Below are 18,596 nucleotides of genomic sequence, written 5' to 3'. Positions count from 1 at the left end.
GGCTACTCGCCCTTGTTCTTCTGGACGATCTCGTCGGCGACAGCCTTCGGGACCTCGGCGTAGCTGCCGAAGCTCATCGAGTACACCGCGCGGCCCGAGGTCTTGCTCCTCAGGTCGCCGACGTAGCCGAACATCTCCGACAGGGGGACGTTCGCGGTGATGACCTTCACGCCGCTCGCGTCCTCCATCGCCTGGATCTGCCCGCGACGGGAGTTCAGGTCGCCGATGACGTCGCCCATGTACTCCTCGGGCGTGCGGACCTCGACGGCCATGAGCGGCTCGAGCAGCACGGGCTTCGCCTTGCGCGCGGCCTCCTTGAAGGCCATCGAGCCCGCGATCTTGAACGCCATCTCCGAGGAGTCGACGTCGTGCGCGGCGCCGTCGAGCAGCGTCGCCTTCACGCCGACCATCGGGTAGCCGGCGAGGATGCCGACCTGGAGCGCGTCCTGGATGCCCGCGTCCACCGAGGGGATGTACTCCCGGGGGACGCGACCGCCGGTGACCTTGTTGTCGAACTCGTAGGTCTTCTCCGCGGTCACCTCCATGGGCTCGATCTTGATCTGGATCTTGGCGAACTGCCCGGATCCACCCGTCTGCTTCTTGTGCGTGAAGTCGTGCTTGTCGACCGTGCCGCGGATGGTCTCGCGGTACGCGACCTGCGGCTTGCCGACGTTCGCCTCGACGTTGAACTCGCGCTTCATGCGGTCGACCAGGATGTCGAGGTGGAGCTCGCCCATCCCCTTGATGACCGTCTGACCGGTCTCCTGGTTCTGCTCGGTGCGGAAGGTCGGGTCCTCCTCGGCGAGCTTCTGGATGGCGACACCCAGCTTCTCCTGGTCGGCCTTCGTCTTCGGCTCGATCGCGACCTCGATGACGGGCTCGGGGAACGTCATCGACTCGAGGACGATCTGGTCCGTCGGGTCGCAGAGCGTGTCGCCCGTGGTCGTGTCCTTGAGGCCGATGACCGCGTAGATGTGACCGGCGGTGACCGAGTCGACCGGGTTCTCCTTGTTGGAGTGCATCTGGAAGATCTTCCCGATGCGCTCCTTCTTGCCCTTGGTCGAGTTGATGACCTGCGAGCCGCTCGCGATGTGGCCCGAGTAGACGCGCACGTAGGTGAGGCGACCGAAGAACGGGTGCACCGCGACCTTGAACGCGAGCGCCGAGAAGGGCTCCGTCGAGTCGGGCTTGCGGATGATGATCTTCTCCTCGTCGCGCACGTCGTGGCCCTCCATGGGGGGCACGTCGAGCGGGCTGGGGAGGTAGTCGATCACCGCGTCGAGCATCGGCTGGACGCCGCGGTTCTTGAACGCGGAGCCGCAGAGCACCGGGTAGATCTCGCTGTTGACGGTGAGCTTGCGGATGGCGGCCTTGATCTCCGCCACCGTCAGCTCCTCGCCGCCGAAGTACTTCTCGAGCAGCGCGTCGTCGGTCTCGGCGACGGTCTCGAGCAGCTTGGCCCGGTACTCGTCCGCCTTGTCCTTGAGGTCCGCGGGGATCTCCTCGATGTCGTACTTCGCACCGAGCTCGACGTCTCCCTTGGAGTCGCCGCGCCAGGTCAGCGCGCGCATCTCGACCAGGTCGATGACGCCCTCGAAGCCGCCCTCCGCGCCGATGGGTAGCTGGATGACCAGCGGCTTCGCGCCGAGGCGGTTGACGATGGTGTCGACCGTGAAGTAGAAGTCGGCGCCGAGCTTGTCCATCTTGTTGACGAAGCAGATGCGCGGCACGTCGTACTTGTCGGCCTGGCGCCACACCGTCTCGGACTGGGGCTCGACGCCCTCCTTGCCGTCGAACACGGCGACCGCGCCGTCGAGGACGCGGAGCGAACGCTCCACCTCGACGGTGAAGTCGACGTGCCCGGGGGTGTCGATGATGTTGATCTGGTTCTTGTTCCAGAAGCACGTCGTCGCGGCGGACGTGATCGTGATGCCGCGCTCCTGCTCCTGGGCCATCCAGTCCATCGTGGCGGCGCCGTCGTGGACCTCGCCGATCTTGTGAGTGATGCCCGTGTAGTACAGGATGCGCTCGGTGGTGGTGGTCTTGCCGGCATCGATGTGAGCCATGATGCCGATGTTGCGGACCTTGTTCAGGTCGGTGAGCACGTCCTGTGCCACAGGTTCCTCCGAAAGGGGTTGGTGGTGCTGTCGAACCAGGTGGTCGAACTACCAGCGGTAGTGGGCGAACGCCTTGTTCGACTCGGCCATCTTGTGGGTGTCCTCGCGGCGCTTGACCGCGGCACCGAGGCCGTTGGATGCGTCGAGGATCTCGTTGGTGAGACGCTCGGTCATGGTCTTCTCGCGACGCGACTTGGCGTACGTCGTGAGCCAGCGGAGCGCGAGGGTGTTCGCGCGGTGCGGCTTGACCTCGATCGGCACCTGGTAGGTGGAGCCACCCACGCGGCGCGAGCGGACCTCGAGGGCCGGGCGGACGTTGTCGAGCGCCTTCTTCAGCGTGACGACGGCGTCCTGGCCGTTCTTCGCGGCGACGCCGGCGAGGGCGTCGTAGACGATCTTCTCGGCGAGGCCCTTCTTGCCGTCGAGCAGGATCTTGTTGACGAGCTGGCTGACGATCGGCGCACCGTAGACGGGGTCTGCGACGACAGGGCGCTTGGGGGCGGGACCCTTGCGAGGCATTACTTCTTCTCCATCTTCGCGCCGTACCGGCTGCGAGCCTGCTTGCGGTTCTTCACGGCCTGGGTGTCGAGCGCGCCGCGGACGATCTTGTAGCGCACGCCGGGGAGGTCCTTCACGCGACCGCCGCGGACGAGCACCATGGAGTGCTCCTGGAGGTTGTGGCCCTCACCGGGGATGTAGGCCGTCACCTCCTGGCCGTTGCTGAGCTTGACGCGGGCGACCTTGCGCAGGGCCGAGTTCGGCTTCTTGGGCGTGGTCGTGTAGACGCGGGTGCAGACGCCGCGCTGCTGGGGGTTCGCCTTCAGGGCGGGCGCCTTGGTCTTGACGACCTTGGGCGTGCGGCCCTTGCGGACCAGCTGCTGGATGGTGGGCACTACGGGACTCCTCGATGCTGCACGGTGACAGCGGGTTGATGGTCAGCATTCGACGCCCGCGGACGGGATCGAGTTCAACTGGACCCGCGCGTCCGCCGACCACGGGAGTGGGAGGCGCCGGCGGGTATGCCGTGGGGGCCGGCCGAATGGACGAACCCTGATCGGTGCGCTCCTGGTCGGCTCGCGCGCACCGACTTCACGGCACGACGCGAGCGCACGCCTGAGCGCACACCCCGGCAACGATACAGTTCCGCGACTCGCCGGTCAAACGGTGGACGAGGGCCCGCGGGCCGCCAGGGCGACGGCGCCGAGCCCCAGCAGGGCCGAGATGCCGAGCACGGCGACGCCGAACGGATCCACCAGGTGGCGGACGGCGAAGGCGAGGCTGGCGAACAGGTCCGCCCCGGCGACGAGGTACATGACGGCGCCGACGATCCCGTAGGCCAGCCATGCGCCCGCGCCCCAGGCGAGGACGGGCAGGACGGGGATCCGCCGCTCCCGGTCGGCGTCGCGCGTGGTGCGGATGAGGCCGACGGCGAAGACCAGCGTGGCGCTCACGACCATGACCGGCCCGAGGAGGACCCCGGCGTCGCGCTCGGGGATCACGTCGTCACCGCCCAGCAGGGCGACGAAGCCGAAGACGCACACGACGAGCGCCACGTGCATGACGGCGGCCAGGAGGGGGATCACTCCCCCAGCCTGACACGCGTCAGCGGTGGTCCGGCTGCTCCGCCAGCTTCCGGTCGTACTCGGCGCGGGCCTCGACGTTCTTGGCCTTGATCCGGCGCCCGCGGGCGCTGATGCCGGCGCCGAGCCAGGTGACGAGCTCGCGGGCGAGGAAGCCCGCGAGGATCCCGTCGGGGAAGGTCACCGTGCGCTGGAGCAGGAGCGCCTGCTCCGACGGGGCCAGGTCCATGACGCCGCCCTGGAGCAGGCGCGTGCCGACGTACGCGGCGTAGACGAGGATCGCGACGGGCAGGCCGCCGAGGACGAAGGCCCACCACCTGCCGCGGTTGACGAGGAGCGCCAGCAGCACGAACAGGAGGAGGAACGCGATGGTGGGGACGTAGAAGACGGGCGACAGCAGGTACTGCCCGAAGACGTCGCCGAACGCGTCCGGGTTCCGCACCGACGCGAGGAGCGCCGTGCCCAGGGAGTAGAGCAGGGCGAAGACGATGGCGGCGACGACCGCGATGAGCACGCCGAACCCGCGGTTGCCGCGCTTCTCCGGCGGGACGGGCGCCTGCACGTAGATGGGCTGCGACTGGGACTGGCGCGCGGCCTCCTCCTCGCGGGCGCGGCGGTCGCGGTCCTCGCGCTCGCGGGCGTCGGCCTCGCGGGCCTCGCGCTCGCGGCGCTCCCGGTCCTCGACGTCACGCTGGCGGGCCTCGGACTCGCGGGCCTCCGCCTCACGGGCCTCGGCCTCGCGGGCCTCCGCCTCACGCGCCTCGCGCTCGCGGTCGTCGCGCTCACGGGCCTCGGCGATGCGGGCCTCGGACTCGCGGCGCTCGCGCTCGCGGGCGTCGTGGTCCTCGTCGGCGTCGGCGGGAGCGGCGAACGCCGTCTGGTCGAAGGCGGAGGTGTCCGCGTCGCGGTCGGTGGGGCCGTCGTCGAACGCGGCGGCGGCGCGCTCGTCCGGGGTGCGGGGATCCAGCGGCTGGTCGGCCTCGTCGGGCTGTCGGTGCGGGGCGGGCCTGTCGTCGGTCATGGCACGAACCTACCTCGGCGACGCCCCGCCGCCCGGGCGGCGTGCCGGGGAGCGCCGAGATGGGCGCGAGAGGCTAGAAGGGCTCGAGCAGCCGCTGCAGGAACCGCTTCGTGCGCTCCTCGGCCGGGTGCTGCAGGACCCGCGACGGGTGCCCCCGCTCGACCACGACGCCGCCGTCCATGAACACCACCTCGTCGGCCACCTGGCGGGCGAAGGCGAGCTCGTGCGTCACGATCACCATGGTCCACGCCTCGTCGGCGAGCTCCTTGATGACGCTGAGCACCTCGCCGACCAGCTCGGGGTCGAGGGCGGAGGTCGGCTCGTCGAAGAGCAGGATCTGCGGGCGGAGCGCCAGCGCGCGCACGATCCCCACGCGCTGCTGCTGCCCGCCGGACAGCTGGAAGGGGTGCTGGTCGCGCTTGTCGGCGAGGCCCACGCGGGCGAGCAGCTCCTCGGCCTCGCGCGTCGCCTCGGCGACCGGGCGCCGCTGCACCTGCACCGGGCCCTCGATGACGTTCTCCAGAACGGTCCTGTGCGGGAAGAGGTTGTACTGCTGGAAGACCATCGCCGAACGGTCGCGGAGGGCGAGCAGCTCGCGGTTCCGGGGCTTCGCGGCGAAGTCCACGCGCAGCGGCCCGGTCGTGCGGGACCGGGAGTCGGCGTCGGCCGCGGCGACCTCGACGACGCCATCCTCGGGCACCTCGAGCCCGTTGAGGGAGCGGAGGACGGTGGTCTTGCCGGATCCGCTCGGGCCGATGAGCGCGGTCACGCCGCCGCGGCGGACCTCGAGGTCGATGGAGCGGAGCACCTCGTTGTCGCCGAACGACTTGCGGAGGCCGCGGACGGTGAGGACGGGCTCGCCGGGCTCGCGGTGCGGGGCGGGCGCGGGAACGACGGGATCAGTGGGCGACATACCGGTCGAGCCTCCTCTCGAGGCGGGTCTGCGCGAAGGAGAGCACGAGGCAGACGAGCCAGTAGATCAGGGCCGCCTCGAGGTACAGCAGCATGTACTCGAAGGTGGACGACGCGATGAGCTGCGCCTGCTTGAAGAGCTCGGTCACGAGGATCACCGAGGCGAGGGACGTGTCCTTCACCAGGCTGATGAACGTGTTGGACAGCGGCGGCACGGACACGCGCGCGGCCTGCGGCACGATGATCCGCCGGAGCGTCAGGGCGCGGGACATGCCGATGGTGTGGCCGGCCTCCCACTGCCCGCGCGGGACGGAGAGGATCGACGCGCGGATGATCTCCGCCGCGTACCCGCCCACGTTCACCGACAGGGCGATCACCGCGCTCGGCCACGGCGGCAGCACGATGCCGATGGACGGCAGCCCGTAGAAGATCACGAACAGCTGCACCAGGAGCGGCGTGCCGCGCACCACCGAGATGTAGAAGCGCGCGATGCCCGACACGAGCCGGTTGCCGTAGAGGCGCATGAGCGCGAGTCCCAGCGCGATGGCCAGGCCCAGCGCGAACGTGACGAGGGCGAGCGGGATGGTGCCGCGGATCGTCTCGAGCGCGAGCGGCCCGAAGGACGACCAGAACAGGTCCCACTCCCTCGACATGCGATCCCCTCGTCTCGTCCTCGTCCGTCAGCGTACGCGGGCGCCTACTGCGAGACGTCCGCGCCGAAGTACTCCTCGGAGATCGACGCGAGCGTGCCGTCGGCCCGGAGGTCGGCGAGGGCCTGGTCGACCGCGGTCACGAGGTCGTCGCTGCCCTTGCGGAAGACGAAAGCGCTGAGCGACGGGTCGTCGGTCTCGGCGGCCACCTGCAGGTCGGAGTCGCCCTGCTGCTTCTGGTAGTCGAGGAGCGTGAGGCGGTCGTTGATGGTCGCGTCGACGCGGCCCTGCTGGAGGAGCGTCACCGCCTGCGCGAAGCCCTCGACGGCCTCGACCTTGGCGCCGCTCTCGGTCGCGAGGTCGTTCCAGTTGCTCGTGAGCGACTGCGCCGTGGTCTTGCCGGCGAGGTCGGCGAACGAGCTGATGCCCGAGTCGGAGCCCTTGACGATGATCACGCCGGGCGAGACCGTGTACGGCTCGGAGAAGTCGTAGACCGTCTTGCGCTCGTCCGTGATGGAGATCTGGTTGGCGATGACGTCCCAGCGCCCCGCCTCGAGGCCCGCGAAGATGCCGTCGAACTGGGTCTCCTCGAAGACCGGCTTCACGCCCAGCTTCTCGGCGACCGCCGTCGCGACCTCGACGTCGTAGCCCGTGAGCGCGCCGGAGCCGGATCCCTCGTGGAAGGAGAACGGCGAGTAGGTGCCCTCGGTGCCGATGACGAGCTCGCCCTTGGCCTTGACGTCGGAGAGGCTCGTCGCGGCGGCCGGCGTGCCGGAGGCGTCCGGAGCGGATCCGGTGCCCGCGTCGCCCGAGGCGCAGCCCGCGAGGCCGAGGGCGGCCACGGCCAGGATGCCGGTGAGGGCGAGGGAGGGACGGAGGCGGGTGCGGAGCGTCATGGGGGTCCTTGCGGTCACGGCGGATCCCGGGGTCGGGATCGCCTCGTGCGGGTGCTGTGTGCGCGGTGCTGCGGCGCCGGAGCCCGGAACCCGTCCGGGCGCGCCGACCGCCATGGTCTCAACGCCCTCGCCGTGTCGGTATTCCCATGTCGCCTGATGACGGGCGGGGGCCGCGGATCCGCGCGCGCCGCGGCTAGAAGAGCGGCTCGGGATCCGTCCCGTCACGGCCGTCGGGCACCGGCCCGATCTCGCCCTCGAGCTCCTGCAGTCGGAGGGCCACGAACCGGTCGAGCGCCTGTCGGATCACGGGCGCGAGCGGGGCGAGCTCGCGCGCCATCGCCTGGTCCACCACCTGCTGGATCTCCGCGTCGCGCTCCCCGTAGTCCACGAACGCGGGCATGCCGAAGGGGTGGTCGCGGTAGACCGGCCCGCGGGTCTCGCGGTAGAGGCGCTCGCGCGCGTCGCGGGCCGCCTCCGCGCGGGCGACCTCGAGCGCGGCGACCAGCGGGTGGATCGCCGTGTGGGGCGCGTCCCGCGGGATGGCCTCCTGGTGCGTGAAGGGCGAGGCGTCGCAGGCGGGGCACGACCCGGATCCCGTGCCCGACGCGGTCGGCGTCTCGGTCGCGTAGCGGAGCGCGTGCGCCCGCCACGCCAGGACCACGTCCTCCAGCATCCGCACGACGCCTCCTCGGGTCCCGGCGTCGACGACAGCCGGGTCCGCCCACTGTATCGCCGCGAGGACGCCCGGTCCGGGAGCCCCGGGATGGATCGGGGGCGCGCGACACGCGCCCCCGGGGACGAGGAAGGGCCCCGCCGGAGCGGGGCCCTTCTCATCGTGCGCTCACGCGCCGGCTGTCCTAGTTGTAGGTGCCGGGCGTGTAGTCGTCCGAGCTGAAGCTGTCGAAGTCGACGAAGCTCAGGTCGGACTCGTTGAACACCGACTCATCCGTGAAGATGCGGTTCGGGTAGCGCTCGGCCTTGGCCTCCTCCGTCGCGGTGACGGTGACGTCGCGGTACTTCGCGAGCCCCGTCCCGGCCGGGATCAGCTTGCCGATGATGACGTTCTCCTTGAGGCCCATCAGCGGGTCGGACTTGCCCTCCATGGCGGCCTGCGTGAGCACGCGGGTCGTCTCCTGGAAGGACGCGGCCGACAGCCACGACTCGGTCGCGAGCGAGGCCTTGGTGATGCCCATGACCTCCTGGCGGGCGGAGGCGGTCTTCTTGCCCTCCGTCAGCGTGGCGCGGTTGACCTCGTTGTAGCGGGCCCGGTCGACCAGCTCACCGGGGAGGAGGTCCGTGTCGCCGTGCTCGACGACCGTGACCTTGCGCAGCATCTGCCGCACGATGACCTCGATGTGCTTGTCGTGGATCGGGACGCCCTGCGAGCGGTAGACGCCCTGGACACCGCCCACGAGGTGCTTCTGCACCTCGCGCACGCCCTTGACCCGGAGGACCTCCTTCGGGTCGATGGCGCCGACGTGCAGCTGCTGCCCGAGCTCGACGTGCTGGCCGTCCTCGACGAGGAGGGTCGCGCGCTTGAGCACCGGGTAGATGTGCGGCTCGTCGCCGTTGTCCGGGGTCAGGATCACCTTGCGGCTGCGATCCGTGTCCTCGATCGTGATGCGACCGGCGGCCTCCGCGATGGGCGACGCACCCTTGGGGGTGCGGGCCTCGAAGAGCTCCTGCACGCGGGGCAGACCCTGCGTGATGTCGTCCGCCGATGCCACACCACCGGTGTGGAAGGTGCGCATCGTGAGCTGCGTGCCGGGCTCGCCGATCGACTGGGCCGCGATGATGCCGACGGCCTCGCCGATGTCGACGAGCTTGCCGGTGGCGAGCGAGCGGCCGTAGCAGGCCGCGCACACGCCGACGGCGGACTCGCAGGTCAGGACCGAGCGCACCTTGATCTCGTGCACGCCGGCCGCGATGAGGTGGTCGATCATGACGTCGCCGACGTCGCTGCCCGCGGGGGCGACGACCTCGCCGGCCTCGTTGACCGCGTCGGCGGCCAGCGAGCGGGCGTACACCGAGTTCTCCACGTTGGAGTCGCGGACGGACGAGCCGTCGGCGCCCTTCGTGGCGATCGGCAGGTCGAGACCGCGACCGGTGCCGCAGTCGTCCTCGCGGATGATGACGTCCTGCGACACGTCCACCAGACGACGGGTGAGGTACCCGGAGTCGGCGGTGCGCAGCGCGGTGTCGGCCAGTCCCTTGCGGGCGCCGTGGGTGGAGATGAAGTACTCCGCCACCGTCAGGCCCTCGCGGTACGAGTGGACGATCGGGCGGGGGATGATCTCGCCCTTCGGGTTCGACACGAGGCCGCGCATGCCGGCGATCTGGCGGACCTGCATCCAGTTGCCTCGTGCCCCGGAGGACACCATGCGGTTGATGTTGTTGTCGGCGGGGAGGTTGTCCTCCATCGCCTTGGCGACCTCGGCGGTGGCCTTGTTCCAGATCTCGATGAGCTCCTGACGACGCTCGGCGTTCGTCGTGAGTCCCTTCTCGAACTGGCCCTGGACCTTGGCGGCCTGCTTCTCGTAGCCCGACAGGATGGCCGCCTTGGTGGGCGGGGTCAGCACGTCGGAGAGGGCGACCGTGACGCCGGAGCGCGTGGCCCAGTAGAAGCCCGCGTCCTTGATCCGGTCGAGCGCTGCCGCGACCTCCACCTTCGGGTACCGCTCGGCGAGGTCGTTGACGATCTCGGAGAGCTTGCCCTTGTCGGCGACGGCCTCGATGTAGGGGTAGTCGACCGGCAGGGTCTCGTTGAACAGCGCGCGACCGAGGGTGGTCTCGAGCAGCACGGGGCCGACGGTCTTGCCCTTCTCGTCGAGCTCGACGCCCTCGGGCGCCTCGCCCTCGCCGAAGTAGATGTCGTGCAGGCGGATGCGCACCTTGGCGTTGAGGTCCAGCGAGAGCTGGTCCTTCGCCAGGATGGCCTCGGCCACCGAGCTGAACGCGCGACCCTCACCGGCGACGCCCTCCTTGAGGGTGGTCAGGTGGTGCAGGCCGATGATCATGTCCTGCGTGGGCAGGGTGACCGGGCGTCCGTCCGACGGCTTGAGGATGTTGTTCGAGGCGAGCATCAGGATGCGCGCCTCGGCCTGGGCCTCGACCGACAGGGGCAGGTGGACGGCCATCTGGTCGCCGTCGAAGTCCGCGTTGAACGCGGCGCAGACGAGCGGGTGCAGCTGGATGGCCTTGCCCTCCACGAGCTGGGGCTCGAACGCCTGGATGCCCAGACGGTGGAGCGTGGGCGCGCGGTTGAGCAGCACGGGGCGCTCGCGGATGATCTCCTCGAGCACGTCCCAGACCTGTCCGCGGCTGCGCTCGACCATGCGCTTGGCGGCCTTGATGTTCTGGGCGTGGCTCAGGTCGATCAGGCGCTTGATGACGAACGGCTTGAACAGCTCGAGCGCCATCTGCTTGGGCAGACCGCACTGGTGCAGCTTGAGCTGCGGTCCGACGATGATGACCGAGCGGCCCGAGTAGTCCACGCGCTTGCCGAGCAGGTTCTGGCGGAACCGGCCCTGCTTGCCCTTCAGCATGTCGCTGAGGGACTTGAGCGCGCGGTTGCCGGTGCCCGTGACGGGACGCCCGCGGCGGCCGTTGTCGAACAGCGCGTCGACGGCCTCCTGCAGCATGCGCTTCTCGTTGTTGACGATGATCTCGGGGGCGCCGAGATCCAGCAGACGACGGAGGCGGTTGTTGCGGTTGATCACGCGGCGGTACAGGTCGTTCAGGTCGCTGGTCGCGAAGCGGCCGCCGTCGAGCTGCACCATCGGGCGCAGCTCCGGCGGGATGACCGGGACGACCTGCAGCACCATCGCTGCCGGCGAGTTGCCGGTCGCGAGGAAGGAGCTGACGACGCGCAGGCGCTTGATGGCGCGGATCTTCTTCTGGCCCTTGCCGGTGGCGATCTGCTCGCGGAGCAGCTCCCCCTCGGCCTCGAGGTCGAAGGCCTCCAGGCGCTTCTGGATCGCCTCGGCGCCCATGTGGGCCTCGAAGTAGATGCCGAAGCGGTCCTGCAGCTCGTGGAAGACGGCGTCCTCGGGCTTGAGCTCGCCGACCTTGAGGCTGCGGAACTCCTCCCAGACGCGCTCGAGACGGGAGATGTCCTCGTCGAACGCCTTGCGCGTCTGACCCATCTCCTTCTCGGCGCCGTCCTTCGCGCGGCGCTTCTGGTCGCTCTTGGCGCCCTCGGCCTCCAGCGCGGCCAGGTCGGTCTCCAGGCGCCCGAGGCGCTCGGCGATCTGGCTGTCGCGCTGGTCCTGCAGGGTCTTGATCTCGAGCCGGAGCTCGTTCTCGAGGCCGGGCATGTCCTCGTGGCGAGCATCCTCGTCCACGCTGATCACCATGTAGGCGGCGAAGTAGATGACCTTCTCGAGGTCCTTCGGCGCCATGTCGAGCAGGTAGCCGAGGCGCGACGGGACGCCCTTGAAGTACCAGATGTGCGTGACGGGCGCGGCGAGCTCGATGTGGCCCATGCGCTCGCGGCGGACCGCGGACTTGGTGACCTCCACGCCGCAGCGCTCGCAGACGATTCCCTTGAAGCGCACCCGCTTGTACTTGCCGCAGGAGCACTCCCAGTCGCGGCTGGGTCCGAAGATCTGCTCTCCGAAGAGGCCGTCCTTCTCGGGCTTCAGCGTGCGGTAGTTGATGGTCTCGGGCTTCTTGACCTCACCGTGCGACCAGCGGCGGATGTCGTCGGCCGTGGCCAGGCCGATCCGCAGCTCATCGAAAGTTGTTACGTCGAGCAATTTTCCTTCTCTCCTTGGAAAGCTTCGAGTCGAAAGTCTTGAGCGGGCTTAGATGTCGTCGATGCTGGACGACTCGAAGCGGGTGGAGATGTTGATGCCGAGCTCCTCCGCCGCGCGGAAGACCTCGTCATCCGTGTCGCGCAGGCTGACCGCCTGGCCGTCGGCCGAGAGGACCTCGACGTTCAGGCAGAGGGACTGCATCTCCTTGATCAGGACCTTGAAGGACTCGGGGATACCCGGTTCCTGGATGTTCTCGCCCTTGACGATGGCCTCGTACACCTTCACGCGGCCGAGGATGTCGTCCGACTTGATGGTGAGGAGCTCCTGCAGCGCGTACGCGGCGCCGTAGGCCTCGAGCGCCCAGACCTCCATCTCGCCGAACCGCTGGCCGCCGAACTGGGCCTTACCGCCCAGGGGCTGCTGCGTGATCATCGAGTAGGGACCCGTCGAGCGCGCGTGGATCTTGTCATCCACCAGGTGGTGCAGCTTCAGGATGTACATGTAGCCGACCGAGACGGGCTCGGGGAACGGCTCGCCGGAGCGGCCGTCGAACAGGCGCGTCTTGCCGCTGGACCCGATGAGGCGGTCGCCGTCGCGGGTGACCGTCGTCGAGTCGAGCAGGCCGGCGATCTCCTCCTCGAGCGCTCCGTCGAACACCGGGGTGGCGACCTTGGTGCCGGCCGGGGCCTGGCGCGCGTGGTCCGGCAGGCGCTCGGCCCACTTCGGCTTGCCCTCGACCTCCCAGCCCTGCTTGGCGATCCACCCGAGGTGGGTCTCCAGGACCTGGCCGAAGTTCATGCGGCCGGGGATGCCGAGCGGGTTGAGGATGACGTCGACCGGGGTCCCGTCGGCGAGGAACGGCATGTCCTCGACCGGCAGGATCTTGGAGATGACGCCCTTGTTGCCGTGACGGCCGGCCAGCTTGTCGCCCTCGGTGATCTTGCGCTTCTGCGCGATGAACACCACGACGCGCTGGTTGACGCCCGAGCCGAGCTCGTCGTCGCCGTCCTGCGAGTCGAAGACCTTGACGCCGATGATCGTGCCCTGCTCGCCGTGGGGCACCTTCAGGGACGTGTCGCGGACCTCGCGGCTCTTCTCGTTGAAGATCGCGCGCAGCAGGCGCTCCTCGGCGCTGAGCTCGGTCTCGCCCTTCGGCGTGACCTTGCCCACGAGGATGTCGCCGGGGCGGACCTCGGCGCCGATGCGGATGATGCCGCGCTCGTCGAGGTCGGCGAGCAGCTCCGGGCTGACGTTGGGGAGGTCGCGGGTGATCTCCTCCTTGCCGAGCTTGGTGTCGCGCGCGTCGACCTCGTACTCCTCGATGTGGATGGAGGAGAGGGTGTCGTCCTTGACCAGGTTCTGGCTCAGGATGATCGCGTCCTCGAAGTTGTGGCCCTCCCACGGCATGAACGCGACGAGCAGGTTCTTGCCGAGCGCGAGCTCGCCGTTCTCCGTGGCGGGGCCGTCGGCGATGACCTCGCCGGCCTCGATGCGGTCGCCGGCCGAGACCAGGACGCGGTGGTTGTAGCTCGTGCCCTGGTTGGAGCGGTCGAACTTGCGCAGGTAGTAGGTCTGCGTGCCGCCCTCGTCGAGCTGGATGGTGACGACCTCGGCCGACACCTCCTGCACGACGCCCGAGGCGTCGGCGGTGAGGACGTCGCCGGCGTCGATCGCCGCGTAGCCCTCCATGCCGGTGCCGACGAGCGGGCTCTCGCTGCGCAGCAGCGGGACGGCCTGACGCTGCATGTTCGCGCCCATGAGGGCCCGGTTCGCGTCGTCGTGCTCGAGGAACGGGATGAGCGAGGTCGCGACCGACACCATCTGGCGCGGGGAGACGTCCATGTAGTGGACGTTCTCCTTCGCGACGAGCTCCACCTCACCGCCCTTGGGGCGGACGAGGACGCGGTCCTCCGCGAAGCGGAAGTCCTTCGTGAGGGGCGCGTTGGCCTGGGCGACGAGGAACTCGTCCTCCTCGCTGGCCGTGAGGTAGTCGATCTGCTCGGTGACCACGCCGTCGACGACGCGACGGTACGGGGTCTCGATGAAGCCGAACGAGTTGATGCGGGCGAACGACGCCAGCGAGCCGATCAGGCCGATGTTCGGGCCTTCCGGGGTCTCGATGGGGCACATGCGGCCGTAGTGCGACGGGTGGACGTCGCGGACCTCGACGCCGGCGCGCTCACGGGACAGACCACCCGGGCCGAGCGCCGAGAGGCGGCGCTTGTGGGTGAGACCCGCGAGCGGGTTGTTCTGGTCCATGAACTGCGACAGCTGGCTCGTGCCGAAGAACTCCTTGATCGCGGCGACGACGGGGCGCACGTTGATCAGGGTCTGCGGCGTGATGGCCTCGATGTCCTGCGTGGTCATGCGCTCGCGGACGACGCGCTCCATGCGGGACAGGCCGGTGCGGACCTGGTTCTGGATGAGCTCGCCGACCGCGCGGATGCGGCGGTTGCCGAAGTGGTCGATGTCGTCCACGTCGAGGCGCAGCTCGACGGGCTTGCCGTCGCGCGTGCCGTTCATCTTCGTCTCGTTCGCGTGCAGCGAGACTAGGTACTTGATGGTCGCGAGGATGTCCTCGACCGTCAGCACCGAGTCGGTGAGCTGCTTGTCGATGCCGAGCTTGCGGTTGATCTTGTAGCGACCCACCTTCGCCAGGTCGTAGCGCTTCGGGTTGAAGTAGAAGTTGTCCAGCAGCGCGCGGGCGGCCTCGGCGGCGACCTGCTCGCCCGGGCGGAGCTTGCGGTAGATGTCCTTGAGGGCCTCCTCCTTGGTGAGGATGGAGTCCTTCTCGAGCGTGAGCTCGATGGACGCGACGCCCTTGAACTCCTCCAGGATCTGCTCGCTGGTGAGGCCGAGGGCCTTCAGGAACACCGTGACCGACTGCTTGCGCTTGCGGTCGATGCGCACGCCGACCTGGTCGCGCTTGTCGATCTCGAACTCGAGCCATGCGCCGCGGGACGGGATGACGCGGGCGGAGTAGATGTCCTTGTCGCTGGTCTTCTCCTGCTGGCGCTCGAAGTACACGCCGGGCGAGCGGACGAGCTGGGACACGACGACACGCTCGGTGCCGTTGATGATGAACGTGCCCTTCTCCGTCATGAGGGGGAAGTCGCCCATGAAGACCGTCTGGGTCTTGATCTCACCCGTGAGGTGGTTCATGAACTCGGCCTCGACGTAGAGGGGAGCGGAGTAGGTCTTGCCGCGCTCCTTGCACTCGTCGATGGAGTACTTCTGCTCCTCGAGGTACGGGTTCGTGAACCCGAGCTGCATGGTCTCGCCCAGGTCCTCGATGGGGGAGATCTCCTCGAAGATCTCCTCGAGGCCGGAGTTGAGCGCCAGGTCGGTGCGACCCTGCTTCGTGCCCTCCTCGACGCGCCGCTTCCAGACGTCCGAGCCGACGAGCCAGTCGAAGCTCTCGGTCTGCAGGGCGAGCAGGTCGGGGACGGTGAGGGTGTCAGTGATCTTCGCGAACGAGAGCCGCGATGCGTCGCGACCGTTCTGGGGAGTGGGAGTTGCGTTGCGCGCAGCAGCCAAGGAAATTACCTCCGTGGGCCCCGTCGGGCTCCGATGTCGTCGATACGCCGAGACCGACCCGGGACGTGACCCGTGCCGATCCTGATGGAGTTGCTCGCCACACCTCGCGGGATGGGCTCGGGATGGACCCGAGCGCACACGATGACCGACCGCAATATGAAGGCAAAAGGGAGTGGGAGCGCAAAGGATCACCATACGGGTCGCGACGCGCCATGTCCAGCGGAATCTTGCATCCTCGGCGTGTCTCGGTGTATAACGTCCGGCTGCCCTGATCGCGGGGCTCCCCGCGCGCGTAGCCTTCCCGGCATGAGCGCACCCTGGCACGTGTCCCCCGGCGGCCCCTCGCACGTGCACCGGGCGGGTGACGTGGAGATCCGGAAGGCCTCCGTCGGGCCGATGGACAACGACGCGTACCTCCTCACCGACCTCGACTCCGGCGAGCGCCTGCTCGTCGACGCGGCGGCCGACGTCGACCGGCTGCTGGCCCTCGTGGCGGAGCCGGATCCCGTGGGGCGCCTCGCCGTCGTCGTCACGACCCACGGGCACCGCGACCACCACGGCGCCCTCGCGGCCGTGCTCGACGCCACCGACGCGTCGTCCGCCGTGGGCGAGGCCGACGCCCGCGACCTGCCCGTCGACGCCGACCGGCGCCTCGCGCACGGCGACGCTGTGGCCTTCGGCGGCGTGACGCTCGAGGTGATCGCCCTCCGCGGGCACACGCCCGGCAGCGTCGCGCTCGCGCTGCAGCCGGGCGACGGCAGCACGCACCTGTTCACGGGCGACTCGCTCTTCCCGGGCGGGGTCGGGAACACGCAGGGCGACGCGGGCCGGTTCCGGCAGCTGATGGACGACGTGGAGGAGCGGATCTTCGCGCGCTTCCCCGACGACGCGTACGTGCACCCCGGCCACGGCGACTCGACCACGCTCGGCGCGGAGCGCGGGTCCCTCGCCGCGTGGCGCGCGCGCGGCTGGTGACGGGTCGCCCGGCGGCCGGGCTCCGGTACGGGGCGGACGCCTAGGCTGAGGAGATGCCCGAGCACCCGTCGACCGTCCTGTCCCTGAGCGGGCACCGGGCCGTCATCGAGCCCGACCGGTTCGTGCCGGGCGCGTACCAGCTCGTGGTCGACGGCACCCCCCAGTCGCACGTCAACATGGACGACCCGGGCGAGCTCTTCTTCGAGTACGTGCAGCGCATGGGCCACGTCATCGACCTCATCGGCGACCCGGGCGAGCCCATCACGGCGCTGCACCTCGGCGCCGGAGCGCTCACCATCCCGCGGTACGTCGAGGCGACCCGGCCCGGATCCCGCCAGCAGGTCATCGAGCTCGAGCAGGACCTCGTCGACCTGGTGCGCGAGCACCTGCCGTGGTCGCGGAAGGCCTCGATCCGCGTGCGGTACGGCGACGCGCGCGAGGTGATGGGGCGTCTGCCGCAGGGGCTCCGCGGATCCGTCGACCTCGTCGTGGTCGACGTGTTCAGCGGCGCGCGCACGCCCGCCCACATCACGAGCCGCGAGTTCCACGCGGAGGCCGCGGCCTTCCTCGCGCCCGGTGGGATCATGACGGTCAACGTCGCGGACGGGCACGGGCTCGCGTTCGCGCGCGGCCAGGCCGCGACGATCCAGGACGTGCTGCCGCACGTGGCCGCCCTCGCCGAGACGCAGGTCCTGAAGGGCCGACGGTTCGGCAACGTCGTCTTCGCCGCGTCCGCCACCCCGCTGCCGCTCGACTTCGTGCCGCGCCTGCTCGCGGGCGGCCCGCACCCCGCCAAGGTCGTCGAGGGGCGCGAGCTCGCCGACTTCATCGCGGGCGCCTCCGTCGTCACCGACCAGACCGCCGTGCCGTCGCCCTCCCCCGCCCGCAGCATCTTCCAGACGAGGCCCTGACCGGACCCACCCGGGCGACGACGCCCGCCGAACCACCGGAGTCACCATGAACCGCCGCTCCCGCACCCGCCCGGCGCGCGTCGCCGCGCTCGGGTTCGCCGCCCTCGTCGCGCTGACGGGCTGCACCAACGACGACGGCTCGCCCGTGGACGTGCGCGCCACCGAGCCGCCCGCGCCCTCCCCCACCAGCACGGGCGCCGACCCGGCGGGCGTCGCGCCGTCCGGGACCCCGACCGCCCTCGCGTCCGACCTCGTCTCCCCGTGGTCCGTCGCGGAGCTGCCGTCCGGGTTCCTGCTCGTCAGCGAGCGCGACACCTCGCGCATCGTCGAGGTGCTCGCCGACGGCACGACGCGGGTCGCGGGCACGATCGCGGGCGTGGGGCCGCAGGGCGAAGGCGGGCTCCTCGGGATCGCGGCCCGCGAGGCCGACGGCGGCACGCAGCTCTACGCGTACTTCACGAGCTCCACCGACAACCGCATCGTGCGCATGGACGTGACGGGCGAGCCGGGCTCGCTCGGGCTCGGGGCGGCCGAGGACGTCGTGACGGGGATCCCCCGCGACACGACCCACAACGGCGGCCGCATCGCGTTCGGCCCCGACGGCATGCTCTACGCCACCACCGGCGACGCGAACCTCCGCGACGCCGCGCAGGACCCGATCTCGCTCGCGGGCAAGATCCTCCGCCTCACGCCCGACGGCCAGGGGCCGGAGGACAACCCGACCCCGGGATCGCCCGTCTACTCGATGGGCCACCGCAACCCGCAGGGCATCGCGTGGGACGCCGAGGGCAACCTCTGGGCGGCGGAGTTCGGGCAGGACACCTGGGACGAGCTGAACCTCATCGAGCCCGGCGGGAACTACGGCTGGCCGGTCGTCGAGGGCGCGACGGACGACGCCGCGGACGACGCGTACATCGACCCGGTCCGCCAGTGGGCCACCGACGACGCGAGCCCGAGCGGCATCGCGATCACCGGTGACACCATCTTCATGGCGGGCCTCGGCGGCCAGCGCCTCTGGGTGATCCGGCCGGGCGCGGTGGTCACCGACCCCATCCCGGACGACCGCGTGACCGAGTTCTACACGCGCGAGTTCGGGCGGATCCGCGACGTGCAGGCCGCGCCCGACGGCTCGCTGCGCATGCTCACCGGCAACACCGACGGGCGCGGGACGCCGCGCGCGGGCGACGACAAGCTGCTCCGGGTCGAGCTCATGCCGATCCAGGCGGGATAATCTCTACCT

Annotated in this window: 14 protein-coding genes; 3 read left to right on the top strand and 11 right to left on the bottom strand. The window is 70.0% G+C overall.

The genetic code is table 11. From position 1 onward, the window contains the following. Positions 1 to 2 precede the first annotated feature (2 nt). The 11 genes from fusA to rpoB form a co-directional block, all read right to left on the bottom strand. Entirely contained in the window at positions 3 to 2,117 is a 2,115-nt protein-coding gene (gene fusA, locus FGI33_RS00175; protein ID WP_119401315.1) for an elongation factor G, read from the bottom strand. 48 nt (positions 2,118 to 2,165) lie between these two features. Beyond that, positions 2,166 to 2,636 (bottom strand): 30S ribosomal protein S7, encoded by a 471-nt coding sequence (gene rpsG, locus FGI33_RS00170; RefSeq protein WP_012039311.1) that lies wholly within the window; start codon positions 2,634 to 2,636, stop codon positions 2,166 to 2,168. After that, positions 2,636 to 3,010: a 30S ribosomal protein S12 gene (gene rpsL, locus FGI33_RS00165; protein ID WP_012039312.1), complete on the bottom strand. Its 375-nt coding sequence runs from the start codon at positions 3,008 to 3,010 to the stop codon at positions 2,636 to 2,638. The genes rpsG and rpsL overlap by 1 nt, the downstream gene beginning before the upstream one ends. Before the next feature lie 264 nt (positions 3,011 to 3,274). Next, positions 3,275 to 3,700 (bottom strand): DUF6121 family protein, encoded by a 426-nt coding sequence (locus FGI33_RS00160; RefSeq protein ID WP_237582092.1) that lies wholly within the window; start codon positions 3,698 to 3,700, stop codon positions 3,275 to 3,277. A gap of 19 nt (positions 3,701 to 3,719) precedes the next feature. Continuing rightward, on the bottom strand, positions 3,720 to 4,718 hold the full coding sequence (locus tag FGI33_RS00155) for a hypothetical protein (protein ID WP_204585620.1): 999 nt from the start codon (positions 4,716 to 4,718) through the stop codon (positions 3,720 to 3,722). A gap of 73 nt (positions 4,719 to 4,791) precedes the next feature. After that, positions 4,792 to 5,631 carry an amino acid ABC transporter ATP-binding protein gene (locus FGI33_RS00150; protein WP_119433929.1) on the bottom strand — a complete coding sequence of 280 codons (840 nt, stop codon included), beginning with the start codon at positions 5,629 to 5,631 and terminating at the stop codon, positions 4,792 to 4,794. Then, positions 5,618 to 6,283 (bottom strand): amino acid ABC transporter permease, encoded by a 666-nt coding sequence (locus tag FGI33_RS00145; protein WP_045929305.1) that lies wholly within the window; start codon positions 6,281 to 6,283, stop codon positions 5,618 to 5,620. Before FGI33_RS00145 ends, FGI33_RS00150 begins: the two co-directional genes overlap by 14 nt. A gap of 44 nt (positions 6,284 to 6,327) precedes the next feature. Next, positions 6,328 to 7,176 (bottom strand): amino acid ABC transporter substrate-binding protein, encoded by an 849-nt coding sequence (locus FGI33_RS00140; protein WP_119433930.1) that lies wholly within the window; start codon positions 7,174 to 7,176, stop codon positions 6,328 to 6,330. 193 nt (positions 7,177 to 7,369) lie between these two features. Further along, positions 7,370 to 7,849, bottom strand: coding sequence for a hypothetical protein (locus FGI33_RS00135; RefSeq protein ID WP_237582481.1), 480 nt, complete (start codon positions 7,847 to 7,849; stop codon positions 7,370 to 7,372). A 184-nt stretch (positions 7,850 to 8,033) separates the two neighbouring features. Continuing rightward, complete coding sequence (locus tag FGI33_RS00130; protein ID WP_012039319.1) at positions 8,034 to 11,933, bottom strand: DNA-directed RNA polymerase subunit beta'; 3,900 nt, start codon at positions 11,931 to 11,933, stop codon at positions 8,034 to 8,036. A 48-nt stretch (positions 11,934 to 11,981) separates the two neighbouring features. Continuing rightward, complete coding sequence (rpoB, locus tag FGI33_RS00125) at positions 11,982 to 15,470, bottom strand: DNA-directed RNA polymerase subunit beta (protein ID WP_119401654.1); 3,489 nt, start codon at positions 15,468 to 15,470, stop codon at positions 11,982 to 11,984. A gap of 306 nt (positions 15,471 to 15,776) precedes the next feature. On the opposite strand from rpoB, the gene FGI33_RS00120 reads away from it, so the two are divergent. From FGI33_RS00120 to FGI33_RS00110, 3 genes are read left to right on the top strand one after another with little or no spacing between them, the layout of a single operon-like run. Next, entirely contained in the window at positions 15,777 to 16,445 is a 669-nt protein-coding gene (locus tag FGI33_RS00120) for an MBL fold metallo-hydrolase (RefSeq protein ID WP_119433932.1), read from the top strand. Between the two features lie 53 nt (positions 16,446 to 16,498). Beyond that, entirely contained in the window at positions 16,499 to 17,356 is an 858-nt protein-coding gene (locus FGI33_RS00115; RefSeq protein ID WP_119433933.1) for a spermidine synthase, read from the top strand. A 46-nt stretch (positions 17,357 to 17,402) separates the two neighbouring features. After that, on the top strand, positions 17,403 to 18,587 hold the full coding sequence (locus FGI33_RS00110; RefSeq protein WP_119433934.1) for a PQQ-dependent sugar dehydrogenase: 1,185 nt from the start codon (positions 17,403 to 17,405) through the stop codon (positions 18,585 to 18,587). The last annotated feature ends 9 nt before the right edge of the window (positions 18,588 to 18,596 follow it).

Source organism: Clavibacter phaseoli, assembly GCF_021922925.1.
Lineage (GTDB): Bacteria > Actinomycetota > Actinomycetes > Actinomycetales > Microbacteriaceae > Clavibacter > Clavibacter phaseoli.
The sequence above is the reverse complement of the archived record's forward strand: the minus strand, read 5'-3'. Positions and strand labels throughout refer to the sequence as shown.